Here is an 18,685-nt window from a genome sequence, read left to right as displayed (position 1 = left end):
TCAGGTACTCCATTTTTGAAAGTTGGCGATATTACTCATAGACTTCCGCCAAAGTAACTCTTTATATCACGCTTCTTTGATATCCTCTGGCAAGTTAATTAAAAAGTTGTATTCTAAAAAGTGCTTAATTTTATTGTTGTTTAATTCAACTTTCTATATAAAGGATTATTCACTTTAATATAAGTATAGTAATCCGCTTCATCTTCTAATCTCATTGTAGTAACACATTTATAATCAATTTGTGGGGCAAATAAAACGGATTTTATTTTTGTAATTCTGTCGTTATTGTTCATTGTAGAGGCAATATCTTGTAATTTTTCAAACATGATATCACTTATGATTGACCAAATATGTTGTTCTAATTCATTACTTTGACTAGATTGAGCGATGGTTACAATTAGTTCACCGAGATGATTTTGAATACTAGAATAAAACACTTTGTTGAAAACTGTCTGTGCCTGATCTGTAAGAATTAATGAATTTTCATGAAAGTCTGCTGTGCTGTAGCCCGCTTGATTTAAGTAAGTTTTATCAATACGCAACCCTTCAAAATCACGAATATATAATGTATGGATTGAACCATCTTGATTAAATGTAGTTATAGAGTTTTGTAAATGTGCTTCTAATGCAATACCGTATTTCACATATAAAGGTAGTGCTATATCAATTAATGCTTGGCTATATTGCGCAATCCAATTGCTACATGCTTCTTCATAACTTTTAATATTGAACTTATCAGCGTATGTTTTGATCAAAGTCACTATAGGCGCTTCATCATTATTGCTGTAATTTGCAACTAAGCTAGAAGGGATGAGCGGTATTGTATCAGAGTCCTTGATATTATAAATATTTTCTCTAAAGAGTGTACCTAATTGTTCGCTCTTTACTGTTCGTTGTGATGACGAATCTTCTGGATTATAAAAATGAATACCCGCCATTTCATCAATCGTGTCTGCCTGAATATGGTTAAATAAAGGATCATGCGCTTTAATATGATTCAATATACGTGTGACTTGTGGTCCGTTATATGTTGTTTGTTCAGATAGAGTACGTATTTCACCAGTAATATGTACATTCGTTGATAGTTTGATGTGCGGTTCAATATTTGGGCGTTGTGGCATTAATGTTCTAAATGACAGACCGGCGTAATAATTTAAATCAAAGTCTAATGGTATTAGCTGCTGCTCATTTAACTCATTAGCATAATCACTTTCTAATACTGCGTTATATTGCCATGGGTGCACAGCCATAACGTAATAGTCTTCAATTTGATTATCAGTTAATAATTTTGCTACAGCTTCATATAGACCATTAAATAATGTAAATACAGTGTCGTTATATGGTCTCGTTAATGATTGCACTTTTGCAATATCTTGATGAATTAATATAAATTTCATAGCGATGGGATTCCCAAACTCTGAAGAATAATCTATAGCCGTTTCTGGTGTCATGCCTTTACGTAGCTTTGCACCTGGGTGTAATGGATGACCTTCAACAACTGCTTGTTCAGATCTTAAATAACTATCTTCTGCATTAATAATTAATTCTAACAATGGTTCATTATTTTGAGACAATGTGATTGATTGATAACTTAAGGAAATAGCCATATTCGCGACACTATTATTCATATCATCCTTAAATTGATTACTAGCATCATTATTAAGGTTAGGTGCTTCTATTAAAATAGCGTTTAAAATTTCATTTGGATGTAATATCCGCTCTAAATGGTTGTTATATTCAAAATAAAATGGACCTTCAACATCTATTCTATCAAAAGCATGTTGTCCTGAAATAGGTGCATATAAAGTTTTTTTAGCTTCTGGAAAATTTATTTTTAAAACAAGAGTTTGCTTGATTGCAACATCTAAGTTTAAGTTTTTTATGTTGATAATCTCACTATGATTTCGGCTCTGAACTAAATTCTCTCTATGTAAAGAAGTGATTAACCTTTGAGAAATTTTATCACGACTTTCTAATAATACGTCTTCGAAAGCATTTGCCCATCTTATATCTGCCGAACGTAAATAGGATAAAGCGTATTGTTCGTCATTAGTGAGTTTTGCAATTAAATTGTTGTCATTTATTTTGTAATTCATAATGCACCTCTAAAAAAATTATTTTACAAACGTATAAGATATTTGTATAATCCATAATATCGATAATGATAATTATTATCAATTAAAAAACAGGAGGAATTTTATGGCAAAGTATTTTTTTCCTAGTTCATTCCTACTGTTCTTAGGGAATTGGATTGGACAAATCACGCTAAATTGGTATGTATTTACTCTATATCATAACGCAATTTATCTAGGGCTGATAAATTTTTTCCGACTCGTACCTATTTTACTCATAAGTGTATGGGCGGGAAGTTTAGCAGATAGATGTGATAGAGGAAAATTATTAAAATTAACAATAACCTCCTCATTTTTATTAACAACGATACTATGTATTTTAACATTTCAAAATCCACAATTACCGATAATTGTATTTTTGTTATATTCATTAGGTCGTGGCATTATGAGTGCAATAGAAACGCCAGTACGTCAGGCAGTATTGCCAGATTTGACACAGCGTTTAACAACAACGCAAACAGTATCGTATCATTCATTTATTATAAATATATGTCGTTCAATTGGGCCTGCGATTGCTGGTTTTATTATGGCAGCTTATAATGCGCAAATCAGTTTTGGTGTACAGGCATTGTGTTATTTCATATCTTTAATACTTTGCTTACCGTTATCATTTAGTCATAATGTGTTATCAAAAGCAAATCCAGAAGTGAGCTTTAAGTACGTAATCAATTACTTTAAAGATAATCAAATAGGCGCAAGAATATTTGTGACATCATTACTTATTATGGCAACTGGTTTTACTTATACTACACTTTTACCGGTGTTAACGGACAAGACATTCCCTAATCAAGTAACAATATTTGGTAGTGCTATGACTTGTTGTGCGATAGGCGGTATTATAGCAACAATAGTATTACCTAATATTTTGGAAAAAGTATCTATGGTCAAAATGTATTACATAAGTTCTGTACTTTTTGGTATATCTTTATTATGTACGATTAGTAGCAACACCTATTTATTATTTATTACATTATTTTTTATTGGCTTGTTCAGCCAATGGGCGAGAACGACAAATAGGATATATTTTCAACATAGAGTAGAACCTGAACATAGAGGGAAAATACTCAGTGTCATTATGATGGATAGAGGTATGATTCCTTTAGGTGCCATGTTAATGAGTTTCTTAGCAGAACTTATTGGTATTATTGAAACATTTATTATTATGGGAATGAGTACATTTGTCATTGCATTGTTATTCAGTGCAATTACAAGAAGGCAAAGAAAAAATGGAGGCAGTATTGTATGATGCATGAGACATGGCAATTGGCAGATAGAAATGTACAGTATCGTATTTTTAACGCAATTATTAAGGAAGAAATATTTCCGCAAGGTATGTTATTTAATGAATATGATCATTGTGTTGAAATACAATATCAAGGCCAAGTGTTGCAATTAAATAAGATTAGAAAAAGCGCTATGGAGCGTTATGAATTTTATGGTGTGATTTCTTATATCAAGGGTAAGGTTCAAGTAACGATCCAAACTTTAGAACAACTATTAGAAGTCCTAGAATCACACTTTAATATGCCTATTAGTCAACGATTAACAGATGAATTGTTTTCTAGTAGGGAAGGTTTTGCACTTACTTATGAACATTTTAAACATAGAAAGTCGTTGATTCACGCAACGCTAAAATTTTCAAAAATGCCTGAAACAATCAACTTCTTTTCATGGTTACAGCATATGGTTGGTTCAAAACAAATAAATGATTTAAATTATTCTGAAAGTCTTGTTATCGAAGGCCATCCTACACACCCATTATCTAAGACTAAGCTACCATTGACACCTGACGAAGTGAGACAATATGCTCCAGAATTTGAAAAGATTATTCCATTAAAAATTATGCTCATTCATAAAGAGGATTGTATAATCACTTCTATGGAAGATGATGCAAACTATATGGTAGATGAAGTTATTCCAGAATATCGGTATAAATTAAAAGGATTTTTAGCACCACATGATTTAGAGTTAAAGGATTATAGTGTAGTATTTGTACACCCTTGGCAATATGAGAACGTTATCGTCTATAAATTTGCGGATTGGATATTAGAAAAAAGATTACTACCTACACCTTTTGAAGTTGAATCTAAAGCAACTTTATCATTTAGAACTATGCAACTTATTCATAAGCCGTTTCATATTAAGTTACCTGTTAATGTACAAGCTACAAGCGCTGTAAGGACTGTGTCGAGTGTGACAACGGTGGATGGACCTAAATTGAGCTATGAATTACAAGACATGTTAGCAATATATCCAAAGTTACAAGTTGCTATGGAACCATTTGGTATACATGCCAAAACTGAACCAGATGATGCACGTCATTTGGCTTGTATAGTACGACATCAACCTTATATTTCAGATAACGGGACTACTCTAGTAACTGCAAGTTTAGTTAATAAAAATCCTGTTGATAAACAAGTAACTGTAGACAGTTATATTAATTGGGTAAATGATGGTTTAACGGTAGATGCGATTAAACAATTTATATTGCATTATAGTAAAGCATTAATCGATCCATTAATTGCATATATTCAAGATTATGGTATTGCTTTGGAAGCACATATGCAAAATACAATCGTTAATCTAGGACCAAATTATCAAATGAAATTTATCGTTAGAGATTTAGGTGGTTCAAGGATAGATTTAACAACATTAAAACATAAAATTCCTAATATTGATGTTACTAACACGAGTTTAATTGCAGAAAATATCGAAGCGGTGATAGCCAAGTTTCAACATGCAGTTATTCAAAATCAAATTGCAGAGCTCATTCATCATTTTTCACAATATGAATATGTAGAAGAATCCGAATTATTTGAGTTAGTAGGTGAGGTAGTTGAACACGCAATTGATCTTAATAAACCACATGCTAACAAGTTAAAGGAAGTACTATTCGGTGCGACGATAACAGTAAAAGCACTCTTACGTATGAGAATGGAAAGTAAAGTGAAACAATATGTGACCATTGATTTGAGGAATCCTATATATAAAGAGGTGTAATAGATGGCTGAAATAAAGATAAATTTGTCCAAAATACAATATAATGCACAAGTATTATTGTCTATTTTTCAAGAGAATCATATGCAATTTACACCAGTTATTAAATGCGTAGGCGGCGATAGAAAAATTGTTGAGACATTGAAACGTATTGGTATAACACATTTTGCTGATGCACGTATTGATAACATTAATAAGAGTAAAGATTATGATTTAACTTATATGATGATTAGAACAGCAAGTCAACATGAACTGGAAGATGTAGTTAGATATAGTGATATAAGTATACAAACAGAAATAGCGACGATTCGCAGATTGAATGAAATAGCTCAAAAGCAACAAGTAAAACATCATATATTACTTATGGTGGATTGGAAAGATTCAAGAGAAGGTGTTTTAACATATGATGTTGTAGAGTTTATTAATGAAATACTGTCGATGCATCATGTAAGTGTGGTTGGATTAGCATTTAACTTTATGTGCTTCCAATCAATTATTCCAACAGAAGAAGATGTGTCTTTAATTAATCAATTTGTAGAATCAGTTGAATTAGAAACACATATGAGATTTAAAATAATCTCGGGTGGAAATTCTAGTATGATATCTCAAATGTTATATCAAGATATGGGTAAGATTAATGAGTTACGTGTAGGAGAAACACTTTTTAGAGGTGTTGAAACTACAACTAACCAACCGATAGCGTCATTGTACCAAAACGCTATCATTTTAGAAGCGGAGATAGTTGAAATTAAACCACGTATTGATATTTCATCGGGTAAGCAATATTTACAAGCAATCGTTGATATTGGTAGCTTAGATACGTTTATAGAAGATATTCAGCCACATCATCATCACGTTAAAGTTATAGGTGCAACTAGTGATCATGTGATGATTGATTTATTGAACCAAGACCACTATCAAATTGGCGATAAACTTCAATTTAATTTAGGCTATAAGGCATTGGCGCAAAGTATGTATATGACAAACTTAGATAAAAATTATATTCATGATAACGTTATTGAAAAATTATGCCACAACTTTAACATTGAAAAATCCAATCGGATTTAAAATTCAATAAATATTTTAAAAATTTTTATTGACACCGATAATCATTATCAATAGAATTGTATATGTAATTATACATATCCTAAGGAGTGAAAACGATGAAACATAGTTATAAAATTATGGCTATCCTGTTTTTAACTTTAACTGTAGTAATGTTGTCTGCATGTGGCAGTGTCAGTGATAAAGGTTCTGACAAATCAAGCAAAGGTGAGGACAACAAAGATGGTGTAACGATTAAGCATGATGGTGGTGAGACAAAAATTGCTAAAGACCCTAAACGTGTCGTAGCATTAGAATTCTCATTTGTTGATGCGCTTGCAGCATTAGATGTTAAACCAGTTGGCGTTGCTGATGATGGTAAAAAAGATAGGATTCTTGAACCTATACGTAAAAAAATTGGGGATTATAAATCAGTAGGTGCACGTAAACAACCTAACTTAGAAGAAATAAGTAACCAAAAACCAGATGTTATTATTGCAGATAGCAATAGACATAAAGGTATCCAAAAAGATTTAGAAAAAATTGCACCGACAATTATGCTTCCTAGCTTCGATAGTGATTATAAAGACAACTTAGAAGCATTTAAAACAATTGCAAAAGCAGTAGGAAAAGAAGATAAAGGTAAAGATAGATTAAAAGAGCATAATGAGTTAATGGATAAATACAGTAAAGAGATTACAATGGATAAATCACAACCTGTATTGGCATCTGTTGTTGCAAAATCAGGCTTATTAGCGCATCCTGAAAATACATATGTAGGAGAACTTTTAAAAGAGTTAGGTTTTGATAATGCGTTAAATAAAACAAAAACTGATAACTTGTCTAAGTATCTAAAAGGGCCTTACTTACAATTAAACGCAGAAGTGCTTTCAGACATTAACCCAGGTCGTATGTTTATTATGGCTGATAAAGGCGAAAATGATCCAAACCTTAAAAAACAAGAAGAGGATCCAGTTTGGCAAGACTTAGATGCGGTTAAAAAATATCGCGTATCTGTAGTTGATAGAAATACTTGGGCACGCGCAAGGGGTATTATATCTTCCGAAGAAATTGCAAAACAACTTGCTGAAATTTCTAAAAATGAGCAAAAAGACTCACAACAAAAGTAGGATGAACGGTAATGATTAAATCACATAGCGTTAACCCAACAAAATCCAATGAAAAGAAAGCTCAAAAACGTACTGCACTCACATTTATTGTGAGTGTATGTGCGCTTTTTGTTATTATATACTTCAATCTTAGCGTTGGAGCTTCACATATTACTTTCCAAGATTTTATTGATTACAGTGTAAAACACATCGATACAAAACAGACATTTTTGATACATAATGTACGCATGCCAAGAATGTTTGCTGGTCTTTTAATAGGCGCAGCACTTGGTGTTTCAGGGTTACTGATGCAAGCGATGACTCGCAACCCTCTTGCATCGCCACAAATATTTGGTGTTAATTCAGGTGCTTCATTTGTTATTGTATTTATTTCAATGATTGTACCTGCTTTAACCGCATATTCAACGATACTTGCGTTTATTGGTGCATTTATCGGGGGGCTTACAGTATATACACTATCAGGTTCCACTAAAGGGATGACCCCTATCAAACTAGCATTAGCTGGTATGGCTATTCATTTATTCTTTTCTAGTATGACGCAAGGGATTATATTATTAAATGAAGATGCAACTTCAACAGTAATGTTTTGGTTAGTAGGTTCTTTATCAAGTATTCAATGGCCTCAAGTTATTGGCGTATTTCCTTGGTTAGTGATGGCATTTATTGGAGCGATTTTTATATCTAAGCAATTAACTATTATGGAATTAGGTGAGGATTTAGCAACATCACTGGGACAAAATGTGAAGGTTGTACGTGTTACTGTTGGCTTATTGGTTATTATTTTAGCTGGAGCATCCGTTTCAATCGCTGGTCCAATCGGTTTTGTAGGACTCATTGTTCCACATATTGTAAAACATTATATTAGAACAGATTACAGGTTAATGGTGCCTTTAACAATGATTATCGGAGCAGATTTATTATTGTTATCAGATGTTTTAAGTCGTCTAATAGCATTTCCGTTTGAATCACCTGTAGGAATTGTTACTTCATTTGTAGGAGCAGTATACTTTCTATTCATTACAGTTAGAGGAGTTGATAGACTATGATTGGGAGATTAACCTTTCGTTATGGTATCGTTGTAATATTAATTCTAATCTCAGCAATTGCATCATTGTCTATCGGAGCAGTTTGGATTAACCCAATAGAAGCGGTTAAAAGTTTATTTGCACAAGATAATTTTATATTAAATGAATATCGCATACCAAGAATGATTCTCGCAATTATTGTGGGAAGCAGTCTTGCGATTTCTGGTGCACTTATTCAAGGCGTGGTACGAAATGCGCTTGCTTCACCAGATGTTATTGGTATAACTAAAGGAGCGAGTTTATCAGCAGTTTCCATTATTATGCTGTTTCCATCTGCGCCTTTATTTATTTTACCGTTTGGATCATTCGCAGGTGCTTTATGTGTAAGTTTGATTCTGACATTGTTAATAGCAAAATTTAATGTTAAAGGATCTAAGTTAGCATTAATAGGTTTAGCAATCGGTGCAATATGTACAGCGGTGGTACAGTATTTATTAATACGTAACCCTCAAGATGCCAACACAGCTTTAGTATGGTTAACAGGTAGTTTATATGGCCACAGCATGTCGAATGTTTTAGTTATATTACCTTGGTTTATCGTAGCTTTACCGATTATATTTTATTACTGTCATCAACTCGATATTTTAACTTTGGGTGATGATATTGCAATCGCTTTAGGTACAAAAGTGAAAAAAATAAAAATGATACTGTTACTATTAGCCGTTATTTTAGCAGGCGCATCTATTTCAGTAGTAGGTGGATTAAGCTTTTTAGGGCTTATCTCTCCACATATTGCCAGAAGAATTGTTGGACATAAGCATGTCCATATTACAATTATGTCAGGACTGATAGGTGCGTTAATATTATCCATAAGTGATTGTTTAGCTCGAGGAATACATCCACCTATCGACATCCCAGTAGGTGTTGTTGTAGCAATCGTGGGGGTACCTTACTTTTTATTCTTATTGAGAAAAATATAATTATAAATTGCAAAAGTAAACGCTTTCATTTAAAGTAGAGTTAATTCCGTATATTAGGATTAACTCTACTTTTTTATACAAAAATAACAACAAATAGACACAATTTATAGATTTACATATTTATACATCATAGGTTATAATTATTGGTGTTGTTTTTTAAGTATATATCAAATAATACACCTAAGGGGTGAATGTAGTGACTCAGTATAGTAAATCACAGCGCACACGAGGGCAGCTTAAATTCATTATCATGTCATTAATTGGTATCATTTTATTTTTAGTACCAATTACTGTAACTGAAGATGGTGAAAAACAAACAACACTACCTGTTGCATTTTTAGCAGGATTACTAAAAGATCTAATTGGGAATGCAATGCCATTGGTCATTGTAATTATCATTACGATATCAGGTATATTATCTATTTTATGTTCGACAGTATTGAAAAATAAATTTAAACCAGAGGGGCTAATGAATAATGCATTCAATGTAAAGATTGTCTGGTTGATTTTAAGAATATTAGCAGTAGTGTTTGTTTGGATGACATATTTAAAAGTAGGTACTGACATTATCTATTCCGAAGATACGGGTGGCCTCGTATTTGAAAGCCTACTACCTACATTAGTAACTGTCTTTTTCTTTGCAGCGTTATTTCTACCGTTACTTATGGAATACGGATTATTAGAATTATTAGGACCGATTTTCAGACCGATTATGAGACCGTTATTTACATTACCAGGACGGTCGACAGTTGATAATCTTGCATCATTCATTGGTGATGGAACAGTAGGGGTTTTAATCACTAGTAGACAATATCAAGAAGGATTCTACTCTAGAAGAGAAGCGACAGTCATTGCTACTACGTTTAGTGTTGTTTCACTAACATTTGCCATTGTTGTTGCCGACACTGTACATATGCAAAAGCATTTCTTCTATTTTTATTTGACTGTAATCATCTCTTGTGTAGTATGTGCGTTAATTTTGCCAAGAATTTGGCCGCTCAGATCTATTAAAGATGAATACTCTAAAGAAGTATCGGAAGAAATGAGAACAGAGAAGTTACCTGACAATAAAACTGCTCTAGGTCATGGTTTTGATATGGCGACTGAAACAGGCATTAATGCACCTGGTTTTAAAGCATTTTTTAAATCAGGTTTCAAGACCGTAATCGACATGTGGTTTGTAATTTTACCTGTAGTGATGAGCGTTGGTACACTTGCAACAATTATAGCAACGTATACACCATTATTTGCGATTATTGGAAAACCATTTGTTCCATATTTAGAATTACTTCAAATACCTGAAGCAGCTCAAGCATCAGAGACAGTATTGATTGGATTTGCCGATATGTTCTTACCATCAATTTTAATAGAAGGTGTTGGTAACGATATTACATTATTTGTTGTTGGCGCTTTAAGTATCACGCAATTGATTTACTTATCAGAAGTTGGTGGGGTAATCTTAGGTTCTAAAATACCAGTAAGTATCTTTAAACTCTTTATCATATTCTTAATAAGAACAATCATTGCTTTACCTATTATAGCGTTAATGGCTCACTTGTATTTCAATTAAAAAGTATGTAATAAAAAAGAAATATAAAAGTGTAATAAAAGCTAGCTCAAAGTGAAAAAGGAACGTCTCGGACAATTATGTGTGCCTAGGACGTTCCTTTTTATATATGGTATAGTAATTATAATCATTTAAAATGTTATTATTAATTATCTAATACTGATATTACGTTAGCTTTGACAACTTTATTACCTAACACAGGTGATTCTTCGCTGCTTGATTTGGCTTTTCCTTCATGAGCTTCTTTGAAAGCATCGCTTTGAAGCCATGCTTTAAAATCGTCTTCAGTTTCCCACCAAGTATTTATATACATTTGGTCGTAATCTTCCTCATCATCAATCAACCAGACTTCTACTTTACGAAAGCCGTCAAGTTCTTGTATTTTCCCACCTTGAGTAAATTTTGGAGCCATCTTTTTAGCAAATCCTTTTTTTACATCAATTCTATTTGTAACTACATACATAAAGCGCACCTTCTTTCCATAATATATTCACAGTATATCATTGATAATTTATTAATATAATTGAGAAACCTTATTAATTAGTGGAATATTAATAACTAGCTGAATCTTTGATAAAAACATATTAAGGGTGGAACATATTTTAAATTGTTTTAGCTTCTCTAAAACAATTTAAAATAGCTATGAAGAAATCTGTCGTCATAGATTTCTTCATAGCTAATCTTAGTATATTTTTAAATTAATTATTTAGTTAATTCGTTATAAACTTTTTGATCATTTTGAGTGTATATAATGTATTCATGGTCATCAGTGTCGATGATAACACGGTTTGTTTTTCCAAATGTAGAACCAATTCTTGAAACTTTATTTCTATCAAGTTTAGGAACTTCGTGAATATTTTGGTCCTGTGAAATATTTTTTATTTCACTTGTTGGAATCTTAATGTCTGCAACTCTCCATTGAATTCTTACTTCACTGTTATCTTTTTTTACTGTCATTGCCATATATCGAACACATCCTTTAATTAATTTATAGCTATATCATACAATAAACTGCAAACGTTTTCAAGTAATTGTGTGATACTTTTTTAAAATAGGTTATACTCATTTTTACGAAAGTATGTTCGCATTTAACGCGTAAATGTGCTAAAATATAATCCGATAAGGAGTAGTGAAAATGACAGGTAAAACCCACGCATCATGCGGCTTATTAGTCGGAGCTTTAACACTAGAATATTTTCATACTGATTTGTTTACATCTGTTACAGTTATAACGCTTGCAGTTATTTCGAGTTTGATACCTGATATTTGTCACGCACAAAGTAAAATTGGTAGACGATTTAAACTTATTAGTTATTTAATTAGGATAGTATTTGGACACAGGACATTTACACATTCACTTTTATTTATAGGAATTATTATCTTTTTACTTTATTTGATTCAAACCCCGGATTATTATTTGAGTAGTATTGTTCTTGGTTTGCTTTCACATGTTATACTAGACATGTTAACCCCAAGAGGTGTTAAATTATTTTATCCTGTTCCAATAAGCGTAAAATTTCCAATAGTTTTTAAAACAGGCGGTCTAGTTGACTTGTCTCTAGCTAGCGCGTTGTCGATTGGAGCAATTTATGTAATTTTTCAACCGTCTATACATAGGTTATTATTGAATTGGTTATAATTATGGTTGTACTGAGCATCATAATAATATAAAGTACATATAGTGAAATTATATATCCGTAATGCAAATAAGATATATTTTTTATTTAAATATTTGGATATTAAGGAGAGAGAGCATGCTAGATAAGAAAGCTTTAGAAAAGTTTAATCAAGACCATCTCATTGAGTTTGAAAAATTAATGAGCACAAATGAGAAAGAACAACTATCTGAAAAACTAGATGCACTAAATTTAACGGATATTCAAGATTTATACGAGGATTTATATATAAATAAAAAAGAGATTGATGATGTTACTTCTATTAATGAAGTAAAGTATGATATAAAAAATGAATTTACAGACGAAGAGATTGAGCAATATGAAAAAGTTGGATTTGAAGCTATTCGTAAAGGTAAATTTGCAGTACTACTTATGGCTGGAGGGCAAGGTACTCGATTGGGGTATAAAGGACCTAAGGGTTCTTTCGAAATTGAAGGCGTAAGCTTATTTGAGATTCAGGCTAAACAATTATTAGCATTAAAAGAGCAAACAGGCGAATTTGTTGATTGGTATATCATGACCAGTAAAATCAATGATCAAGAAACACAATTATTCTTCGAGTCAAATAATTATTTTGGTTATGATAAATCACATGTACATTTCTTTATGCAAGATAATATTGTAGCTTTATCTGAAGAAGGTAAATTAGTATTAGATGTAGATAATAATATATTAGAAACACCAAATGGTAATGGCGGTGTATTTAAAGCGCTTAAAAAGGCTGGGTATTTACAAGAAATGTTAGATAATGGTGTCGAATACATTTTCTTAAATAACATCGATAATGTACTAGTTAAAGTACTTGATCCATTATTTGCGGGATACACATTCCAAAATAGTATGGATATTACTACAAAATCGATACAACCCAAAGATGGCGAAAGTGTTGGTCGATTAGTTCATACAAAACACAAGGACACCGTACTTGAATATTCAGAACTAAGCCCAGAGGTAGCAAATGAGTTTAATAATGCTAATATAGGTATCCATTCTTTCAAACTTTTATTTATTAATAATGTCGTTGACAATGAATTACCATATCATTTAGCAATCAAAAATTTAAAACAATTAGATGAAGATTTTGGTGTTATTGAACAATCAACGTTGAAATTTGAACTCTTTTATTTTGATATTTTCCAGTATGCAAATAGCTTTATTACTTTACAAGTTCCGAGAGATGAGGAATTTTCCCCACTCAAAAATAAAGAAGGTAAAGATAGTGTGGAAACAGCTAGAGCAGATTTAAAACGTATGAATATGATATAAAAAAGGTGGTTACACTGTTGTCTCAATCAATAAAAGCTGATGATAATAAAGTAGTTAAAACATTTAAAGATATTGTACCTTTAACATTTGGCGAAGAAATAGGAAATGCAGTATCCCACGGTGTAGCAGCTTTTATAGCGTTATGTGCGCTACCTTATGCTGCCATCTTAAGTTTTCTAAACTTTGGTGTAATGGGGGCATTTAGTGTTTCTGTTTATGTTATAAGTATATTTTTAATGTTTATATCATCAACGGTTTACCATTCGATGCCAAACAAATCATCACATAAATTCATTTTGCGCATAATTGACCACAGTATGATTTATGTTGCAATCGCTGGTACATATACTCCAATTTGTTTAGCTTTAGTTGGTGGTTGGATTGGCTGGTCAGCAATGATTGTACTATGGGGAATAACGATTTGGGGCATTTTATACAAATCACTAGCTAAAAATGTTAACCATAAATTAAGTTTAATTATGTATCTAGTAATGGGGTGGGTTGGTGTGTTGTTCTTACCTAAAATTATTTTTGATACGTCACTTACATTTATGCTATTTATACTATTTGGTGGAATTGCATACACAATAGGTGCTTGGTTTTATGCACAAAAGGATCGACCATATTTTCATATGATTTGGCATTTCTTTATTGTGATTGCGTCAGTATTCCATTTTATAGCGATTATATATTTTATGTAGATTTATATATGGTAGTGGGGCTTATATTTTGAAGCCAGTAAGTTATTACCAATATAACGGATGAGGCTGAGACAATTAATTTGTTGCAGCCTCATTTTTGTACAAATAGTCATTTTAGCAAATAATTATTTGTGTATTTAAATGGTAAATATAATGGAGTATTAATTCCGATAATCATCAGTTTTTTAACTAAAAGTAAAATAATGATATTGAACTTACAAATAAATAATGATTAAGTAGAAATGGATATAAAATTAAAAAGATAAGAGAGTTGAGAAAAGTACATGAATATAAAATCATTAGGTATCGTAGTTGCGCTTATTTTAATAATGTTTATGTCTGCTATTGAAACATCCATTGTTTCTTTAGCTTTACCAACAATTAAAATGGATTTGAATGTAGAATCATCCATTTCACTCATATTCGCAGTTTATTTTATTGCGATAGTCATTGCTAATCCAATAGTAGGTGAACTACTAGAACGCACTAAAATTATATACATAACATTATTAGGACTGTTATTATTCACGGCAGGAAGTTTGCTATCTGGACTAAGTGACACTTTTACTTTATTAATTGTGTCTCGCTTTATTCAAGGATTAGGTGCTGGGGTTATGATGGCTTTAAGCCAAATCGTACCTAAATTAGCATTTGAAATCCCATTACGTTATAAAATTATGGGTACTGTAGGAAGCGTATGGGGGATATCAAGTATTATTGGTCCAGTACTAGGTGGCGGAATTTTAGAATTTGCAACTTGGCACTGGTTATTCTTTGTGAATATTCCGATTGCTATAATAGCAATGATACTGGTTATATTTACTTTCCATTTTGAGAATGAAAGCACGAGGGCTAAAAATAAGTTAGATATAAAAGGTTTAACTTTATTTTATGTTTTTGTTTTTTTTATAATTTTTACAGTTATGAATAAGTCAAATCTATATTTAAATATATTATCTTTGATTATAGCGATTGTAGTAGCAACCATATTATTTAAAAATCAAAAGAGGGTCAAAACACCATTTGTACCAGTAAAAGAATTTAATAAAATGATTGTCTTAATTTTCTTTACTGATTTTGCGTATGCAATTATATTGATGGGATACAATTTGTATATGCCGATCTATTTACAAGAAGATATTGGTTTATCACCATTACAAAGTGGGTTTGTCATTTTTCCAATTTCGTTTGCATGGCTAGTTTTAAATTTTTCACTTGATAAGATAGAAGCGAAAATGTCGAGAAAGGCATTATATATCAGTGCGTTTACATCATTAATAATTTGTGGGATATTAGTATTTATTGGAACGGACTCTCCACTATTTGTTGGATTTAGTCTATTATTAGCTGGTGTTAGTTTCGGAACAGTTTATACTAAAGACAGTGTAATTACCCAAGAAGAAACATCTCCTGCAAACATGAAACGTATGATGTCACTGTATACATTAACTAAAAGTTTAGGCAACTCAATAGGGTCTACAATTATGGGATACATGTATGCTTTATCGTTTACTTTTATTAGCGTTCAAATACACAATGTTATTATTTTAAGCTTTATTATACTAATAGCACTTATTTTGTTATGGTTATTCTTATATAAGGAGAAGCCAGTAACATCTAATTAGTGATGTACTTACATTAAATTAATGTTGAAATTACGTGAAAATTACTACTTGCGTATATGGTTTTTGTACCAGTCGGGTATAATGGTAATATAAATAATAAGGGTGAATATATCATTTGCATATACTATAGATATGTGGAGAAAGGGAGGACAGTAAGCAATGAAATATATTAGATATTTGTTTACAACGCTTATTGTACTTTCTGTATTTATAATATCAGGCGCCATATTCTTAACATTTCTAGGTTTTGGCTTATATGGGTTGAGTAGGATTTTAATATATTTTCATTTGGCGTACTTTGGTTATAATAAAAGTTTTTACGATAATTTAATTTATTATGGTAGTTATATCGTGTTAGGCTACTTTAACTTATTTATTATAGAGAACTTAATGGATTACTTTCGGAAAAAAATACCTGAGAATCCGTATTTTCAAGGAACAACATATCATTTAATCACATTTACGGTAACGACCTTACTATTTTATTTTATAGTGCATATTCATTATGCGTATATCAATATTGATTTTTGGGTGATTGTCCTAATTATTGGCATTTTGTTCATATGTAAGGAAATCTTCTACCCAGATAGTAAAAATCTAAATGATAAGCACAAATAGTATTTCCATCATATACTTCAGCTCAAAACAGTTGTGTAAGTAAATATGTTGATTGATTTAAACATTGTTAGATTAAAGCAGCTAGTTCATAATTCTTATATTAAGAATAAATTGAGCTAACTGCTTTTTTATTAACTGTATTAAATTTATACTAAGTATAAATAATTTAAAGCATAGTCAAAGTTTATTTGTTAGAATATAATTGATAATGAAATAAGAGGGGGACGCTTTGTGTTAACGATAGAGCAAGTTAAAGAACTTGTTGGAGAATTGAAAGATCCAATAATAGATGTACCATTGAAAGAAACTGATGGAATTGTTGAAGTAAGTATTAAAGAAGAAAAAGAGCATGTAAGTGTTAAAGTAGCTATGGCTCAATTAGGTGGACAACCGCAATTAGATTTGCAAATGGCAATTGTAGAAGTACTTAAAGAAAATGGTGCAAATACAGTCGGCATTCGGTTTGAAGAATTACCACCAGAAGTTGTAGAACAATACCGTGGGTCAGGGGAAGAACAAAATCAAACAATAGAAGGATTGCTATCAAAGGATAATCCGGTTGAATTTATTGCAATTGCCTCAGGTAAAGGTGGTGTCGGTAAATCAACAGTAGCGGTCAATCTAGCTGTGTCTCTAGCAAGAGAAGGTAAAAAGGTTGGACTAGTTGACGCAGATATTTATGGTTTTAGTGTTCCTGATATGATGGGTATTGATGAGAAGCCAGGTGTTCAAGGGAAAGAAATTATACCAGTTGAACGTCACGGTGTTAAAGTGATATCTATGGCATTCTTTGTTGAAGAAAATGCACCAGTTATATGGAGAGGGCCAATGCTCGGTAAAATGCTCACAAACTTTTTTGTTGAAGTAAGATGGGGTGATTTAGATTATCTTATCCTAGATTTACCACCTGGCACAGGGGATATCGCATTGGATGTTCATACTATGTTACCCTCAAGTAAAGAAATTATTGTAACTACACCACATCCAACAGCAGCTTTTGTTGCTGCAAGAGCTGGAGCAATGGCGAAACATACAGAACATTCTATTTTAGGCGTGATTGAAAATATGTCTTATTTCCAAAGTAAAGAAACTGGAAATAAAGAATATGTCTTTGGTACTGGCGGTGGAGAGAAACTTGCAGAAGAACTGCAAACTGATCTATTAGGACATCTTCCATTAGAACAACCCTCATGGAATCCTAAAGACTTTGCGCCATCTATATATCAAACAGATGATAGACTTGGTCAAATATATCAATCTATGGCACAACAAATCATTGAAAAGACTAATAAATAGGGAGTTTTTGTTAGCGGATAGAAATTATTTTAATTTCTATTCGTTTTTCTATTGCTTTTTTTCTGAATGGTGGTAGAATTGTTTCTTGTGGCAAACATTTGATTTTACAAACGTGAATTCAAAAATATTAAAATTAAAATTGTTGTTGACTTTTCTAGATGAAATTGATATTATATAAAAGTCGTCAAAAACGGCAAACAAATTATTTAAATTAATTATAAAAAGTGTAAAAAATATACTTGCATTAATAAGAAGAATAATTTAATATTGTTACAGTAATGTTAATTGATTGTTAAAAAATAATATTTTCTTATTGACAAAGCGTCTAGCAAGATGTTAACATTGTAAAGCAACTATTAATTAAATGAAGAAATGAACATTGAAAACTGAATTGCAATATGTCAACGTTAATTCCGAACACAACATTAAATTGTTGGTTCAAAACAGTGTTAGAGATAACACAAATTAGTATTTTATGAGCTAATCAAACATCATAATTCATTTATGGAGAGTTTGATCCTGGCTCAGGATGAACGCTGGCGGCGTGCCTAATACATGCAAGTCGAGCGAACAGATAAGGAGCTTGCTCCTTTGACGTTAGCGGCGGACGGGTGAGTAACACGTGGGT

At 31.8% G+C, this 18,685-nt stretch carries 16 protein-coding genes and 1 rRNA gene; 14 read left to right on the top strand and 3 right to left on the bottom strand.

Annotation, left to right across the window (positions count from 1 at the left end; all coding sequences use genetic code 11):
- Positions 1–140: 140 nt before the first annotated feature.
- Complete coding sequence (locus ACF91D_RS00085) at positions 141–2,096, bottom strand: IucA/IucC family protein (protein ID WP_069792430.1); 1,956 nt, start codon at positions 2,094–2,096, stop codon at positions 141–143.
- 103 nt (positions 2,097–2,199) lie between these two features.
- Between ACF91D_RS00085 and ACF91D_RS00080 the strand changes: the two genes are divergently transcribed.
- The 7 genes from ACF91D_RS00080 to ACF91D_RS00050 all read left to right on the top strand — a co-directional run bounded on the left by ACF91D_RS00080 (position 2,200) and on the right by ACF91D_RS00050 (position 10,878).
- Complete coding sequence (locus ACF91D_RS00080; protein ID WP_069792431.1) at positions 2,200–3,378, top strand: MFS transporter; 1,179 nt, start codon at positions 2,200–2,202, stop codon at positions 3,376–3,378.
- Positions 3,375–5,132, top strand: coding sequence for an IucA/IucC family protein (locus ACF91D_RS00075; RefSeq protein WP_107548538.1), 1,758 nt, complete (start codon positions 3,375–3,377; stop codon positions 5,130–5,132). Before ACF91D_RS00080 ends, ACF91D_RS00075 begins: the two co-directional genes overlap by 4 nt.
- Before the next feature lie 3 nt (positions 5,133–5,135).
- On the top strand, positions 5,136–6,197 hold the full coding sequence (locus ACF91D_RS00070; RefSeq protein WP_101051072.1) for an alanine/ornithine racemase family PLP-dependent enzyme: 1,062 nt from the start codon (positions 5,136–5,138) through the stop codon (positions 6,195–6,197).
- Positions 6,198–6,292: 95 nt separating this feature from the next.
- Positions 6,293–7,303, top strand: a complete 1,011-nt coding sequence (locus tag ACF91D_RS00065; RefSeq protein ID WP_208182121.1) for an ABC transporter substrate-binding protein — start codon at positions 6,293–6,295, stop codon at positions 7,301–7,303.
- Between the two features lie 11 nt (positions 7,304–7,314).
- A complete protein-coding gene (locus tag ACF91D_RS00060; RefSeq protein ID WP_039069802.1) occupies positions 7,315–8,349 on the top strand; it encodes a FecCD family ABC transporter permease in 1,035 nt (344 codons plus the stop codon).
- Positions 8,346–9,308 carry an iron chelate uptake ABC transporter family permease subunit gene (locus tag ACF91D_RS00055; RefSeq protein WP_101051070.1) on the top strand — a complete coding sequence of 321 codons (963 nt, stop codon included), beginning with the start codon at positions 8,346–8,348 and terminating at the stop codon, positions 9,306–9,308. The genes ACF91D_RS00060 and ACF91D_RS00055 overlap by 4 nt, the downstream gene beginning before the upstream one ends.
- A gap of 250 nt (positions 9,309–9,558) precedes the next feature.
- Positions 9,559–10,878, top strand: a complete 1,320-nt coding sequence (locus tag ACF91D_RS00050; RefSeq protein WP_172643913.1) for a YjiH family protein — start codon at positions 9,559–9,561, stop codon at positions 10,876–10,878.
- A 142-nt stretch (positions 10,879–11,020) separates the two neighbouring features.
- On the opposite strand, the gene ACF91D_RS00045 is transcribed toward ACF91D_RS00050, so the two are convergent.
- Complete coding sequence (locus ACF91D_RS00045; RefSeq protein WP_039069805.1) at positions 11,021–11,338, bottom strand: heme oxygenase; 318 nt, start codon at positions 11,336–11,338, stop codon at positions 11,021–11,023.
- A gap of 239 nt (positions 11,339–11,577) precedes the next feature.
- Positions 11,578–11,838 (bottom strand): SunI/YnzG family protein, encoded by a 261-nt coding sequence (locus ACF91D_RS00040; RefSeq protein WP_039069806.1) that lies wholly within the window; start codon positions 11,836–11,838, stop codon positions 11,578–11,580.
- A gap of 172 nt (positions 11,839–12,010) precedes the next feature.
- Between ACF91D_RS00040 and ACF91D_RS00035 the strand changes: the two genes are divergently transcribed.
- The 7 genes from ACF91D_RS00035 to ACF91D_RS00005 all read left to right on the top strand — a co-directional run.
- Complete coding sequence (locus ACF91D_RS00035; protein WP_101093802.1) at positions 12,011–12,514, top strand: metal-dependent hydrolase; 504 nt, start codon at positions 12,011–12,013, stop codon at positions 12,512–12,514.
- Between the two features lie 115 nt (positions 12,515–12,629).
- Entirely contained in the window at positions 12,630–13,817 is a 1,188-nt protein-coding gene (locus ACF91D_RS00030) for a UTP--glucose-1-phosphate uridylyltransferase (protein ID WP_107548537.1), read from the top strand.
- A gap of 17 nt (positions 13,818–13,834) precedes the next feature.
- Positions 13,835–14,518: a PAQR family membrane homeostasis protein TrhA gene (gene trhA / locus ACF91D_RS00025; protein ID WP_039069809.1), complete on the top strand. Its 684-nt coding sequence runs from the start codon at positions 13,835–13,837 to the stop codon at positions 14,516–14,518.
- 284 nt (positions 14,519–14,802) lie between these two features.
- A complete protein-coding gene (gene sdrM, locus ACF91D_RS00020) occupies positions 14,803–16,143 on the top strand; it encodes a multidrug efflux MFS transporter SdrM (protein ID WP_069792437.1) in 1,341 nt (446 codons plus the stop codon).
- A gap of 159 nt (positions 16,144–16,302) precedes the next feature.
- Positions 16,303–16,761 (top strand): SepA family multidrug efflux transporter, encoded by a 459-nt coding sequence (locus tag ACF91D_RS00015; protein WP_029378551.1) that lies wholly within the window; start codon positions 16,303–16,305, stop codon positions 16,759–16,761.
- Positions 16,762–16,992: 231 nt separating this feature from the next.
- On the top strand, positions 16,993–18,057 hold the full coding sequence (locus ACF91D_RS00010) for a P-loop NTPase (RefSeq protein ID WP_039069811.1): 1,065 nt from the start codon (positions 16,993–16,995) through the stop codon (positions 18,055–18,057).
- A 501-nt stretch (positions 18,058–18,558) separates the two neighbouring features.
- Positions 18,559–18,685: ribosomal RNA gene (locus tag ACF91D_RS00005) — 16S ribosomal RNA — on the top strand; the annotation flags it as partial.

This window comes from Staphylococcus sp. 231237_7MaSpsaltlick, assembly GCF_043107035.1.
Note: the sequence above shows the minus strand (reverse complement) of the source record. Positions and strands in the feature narration are given on the sequence as shown.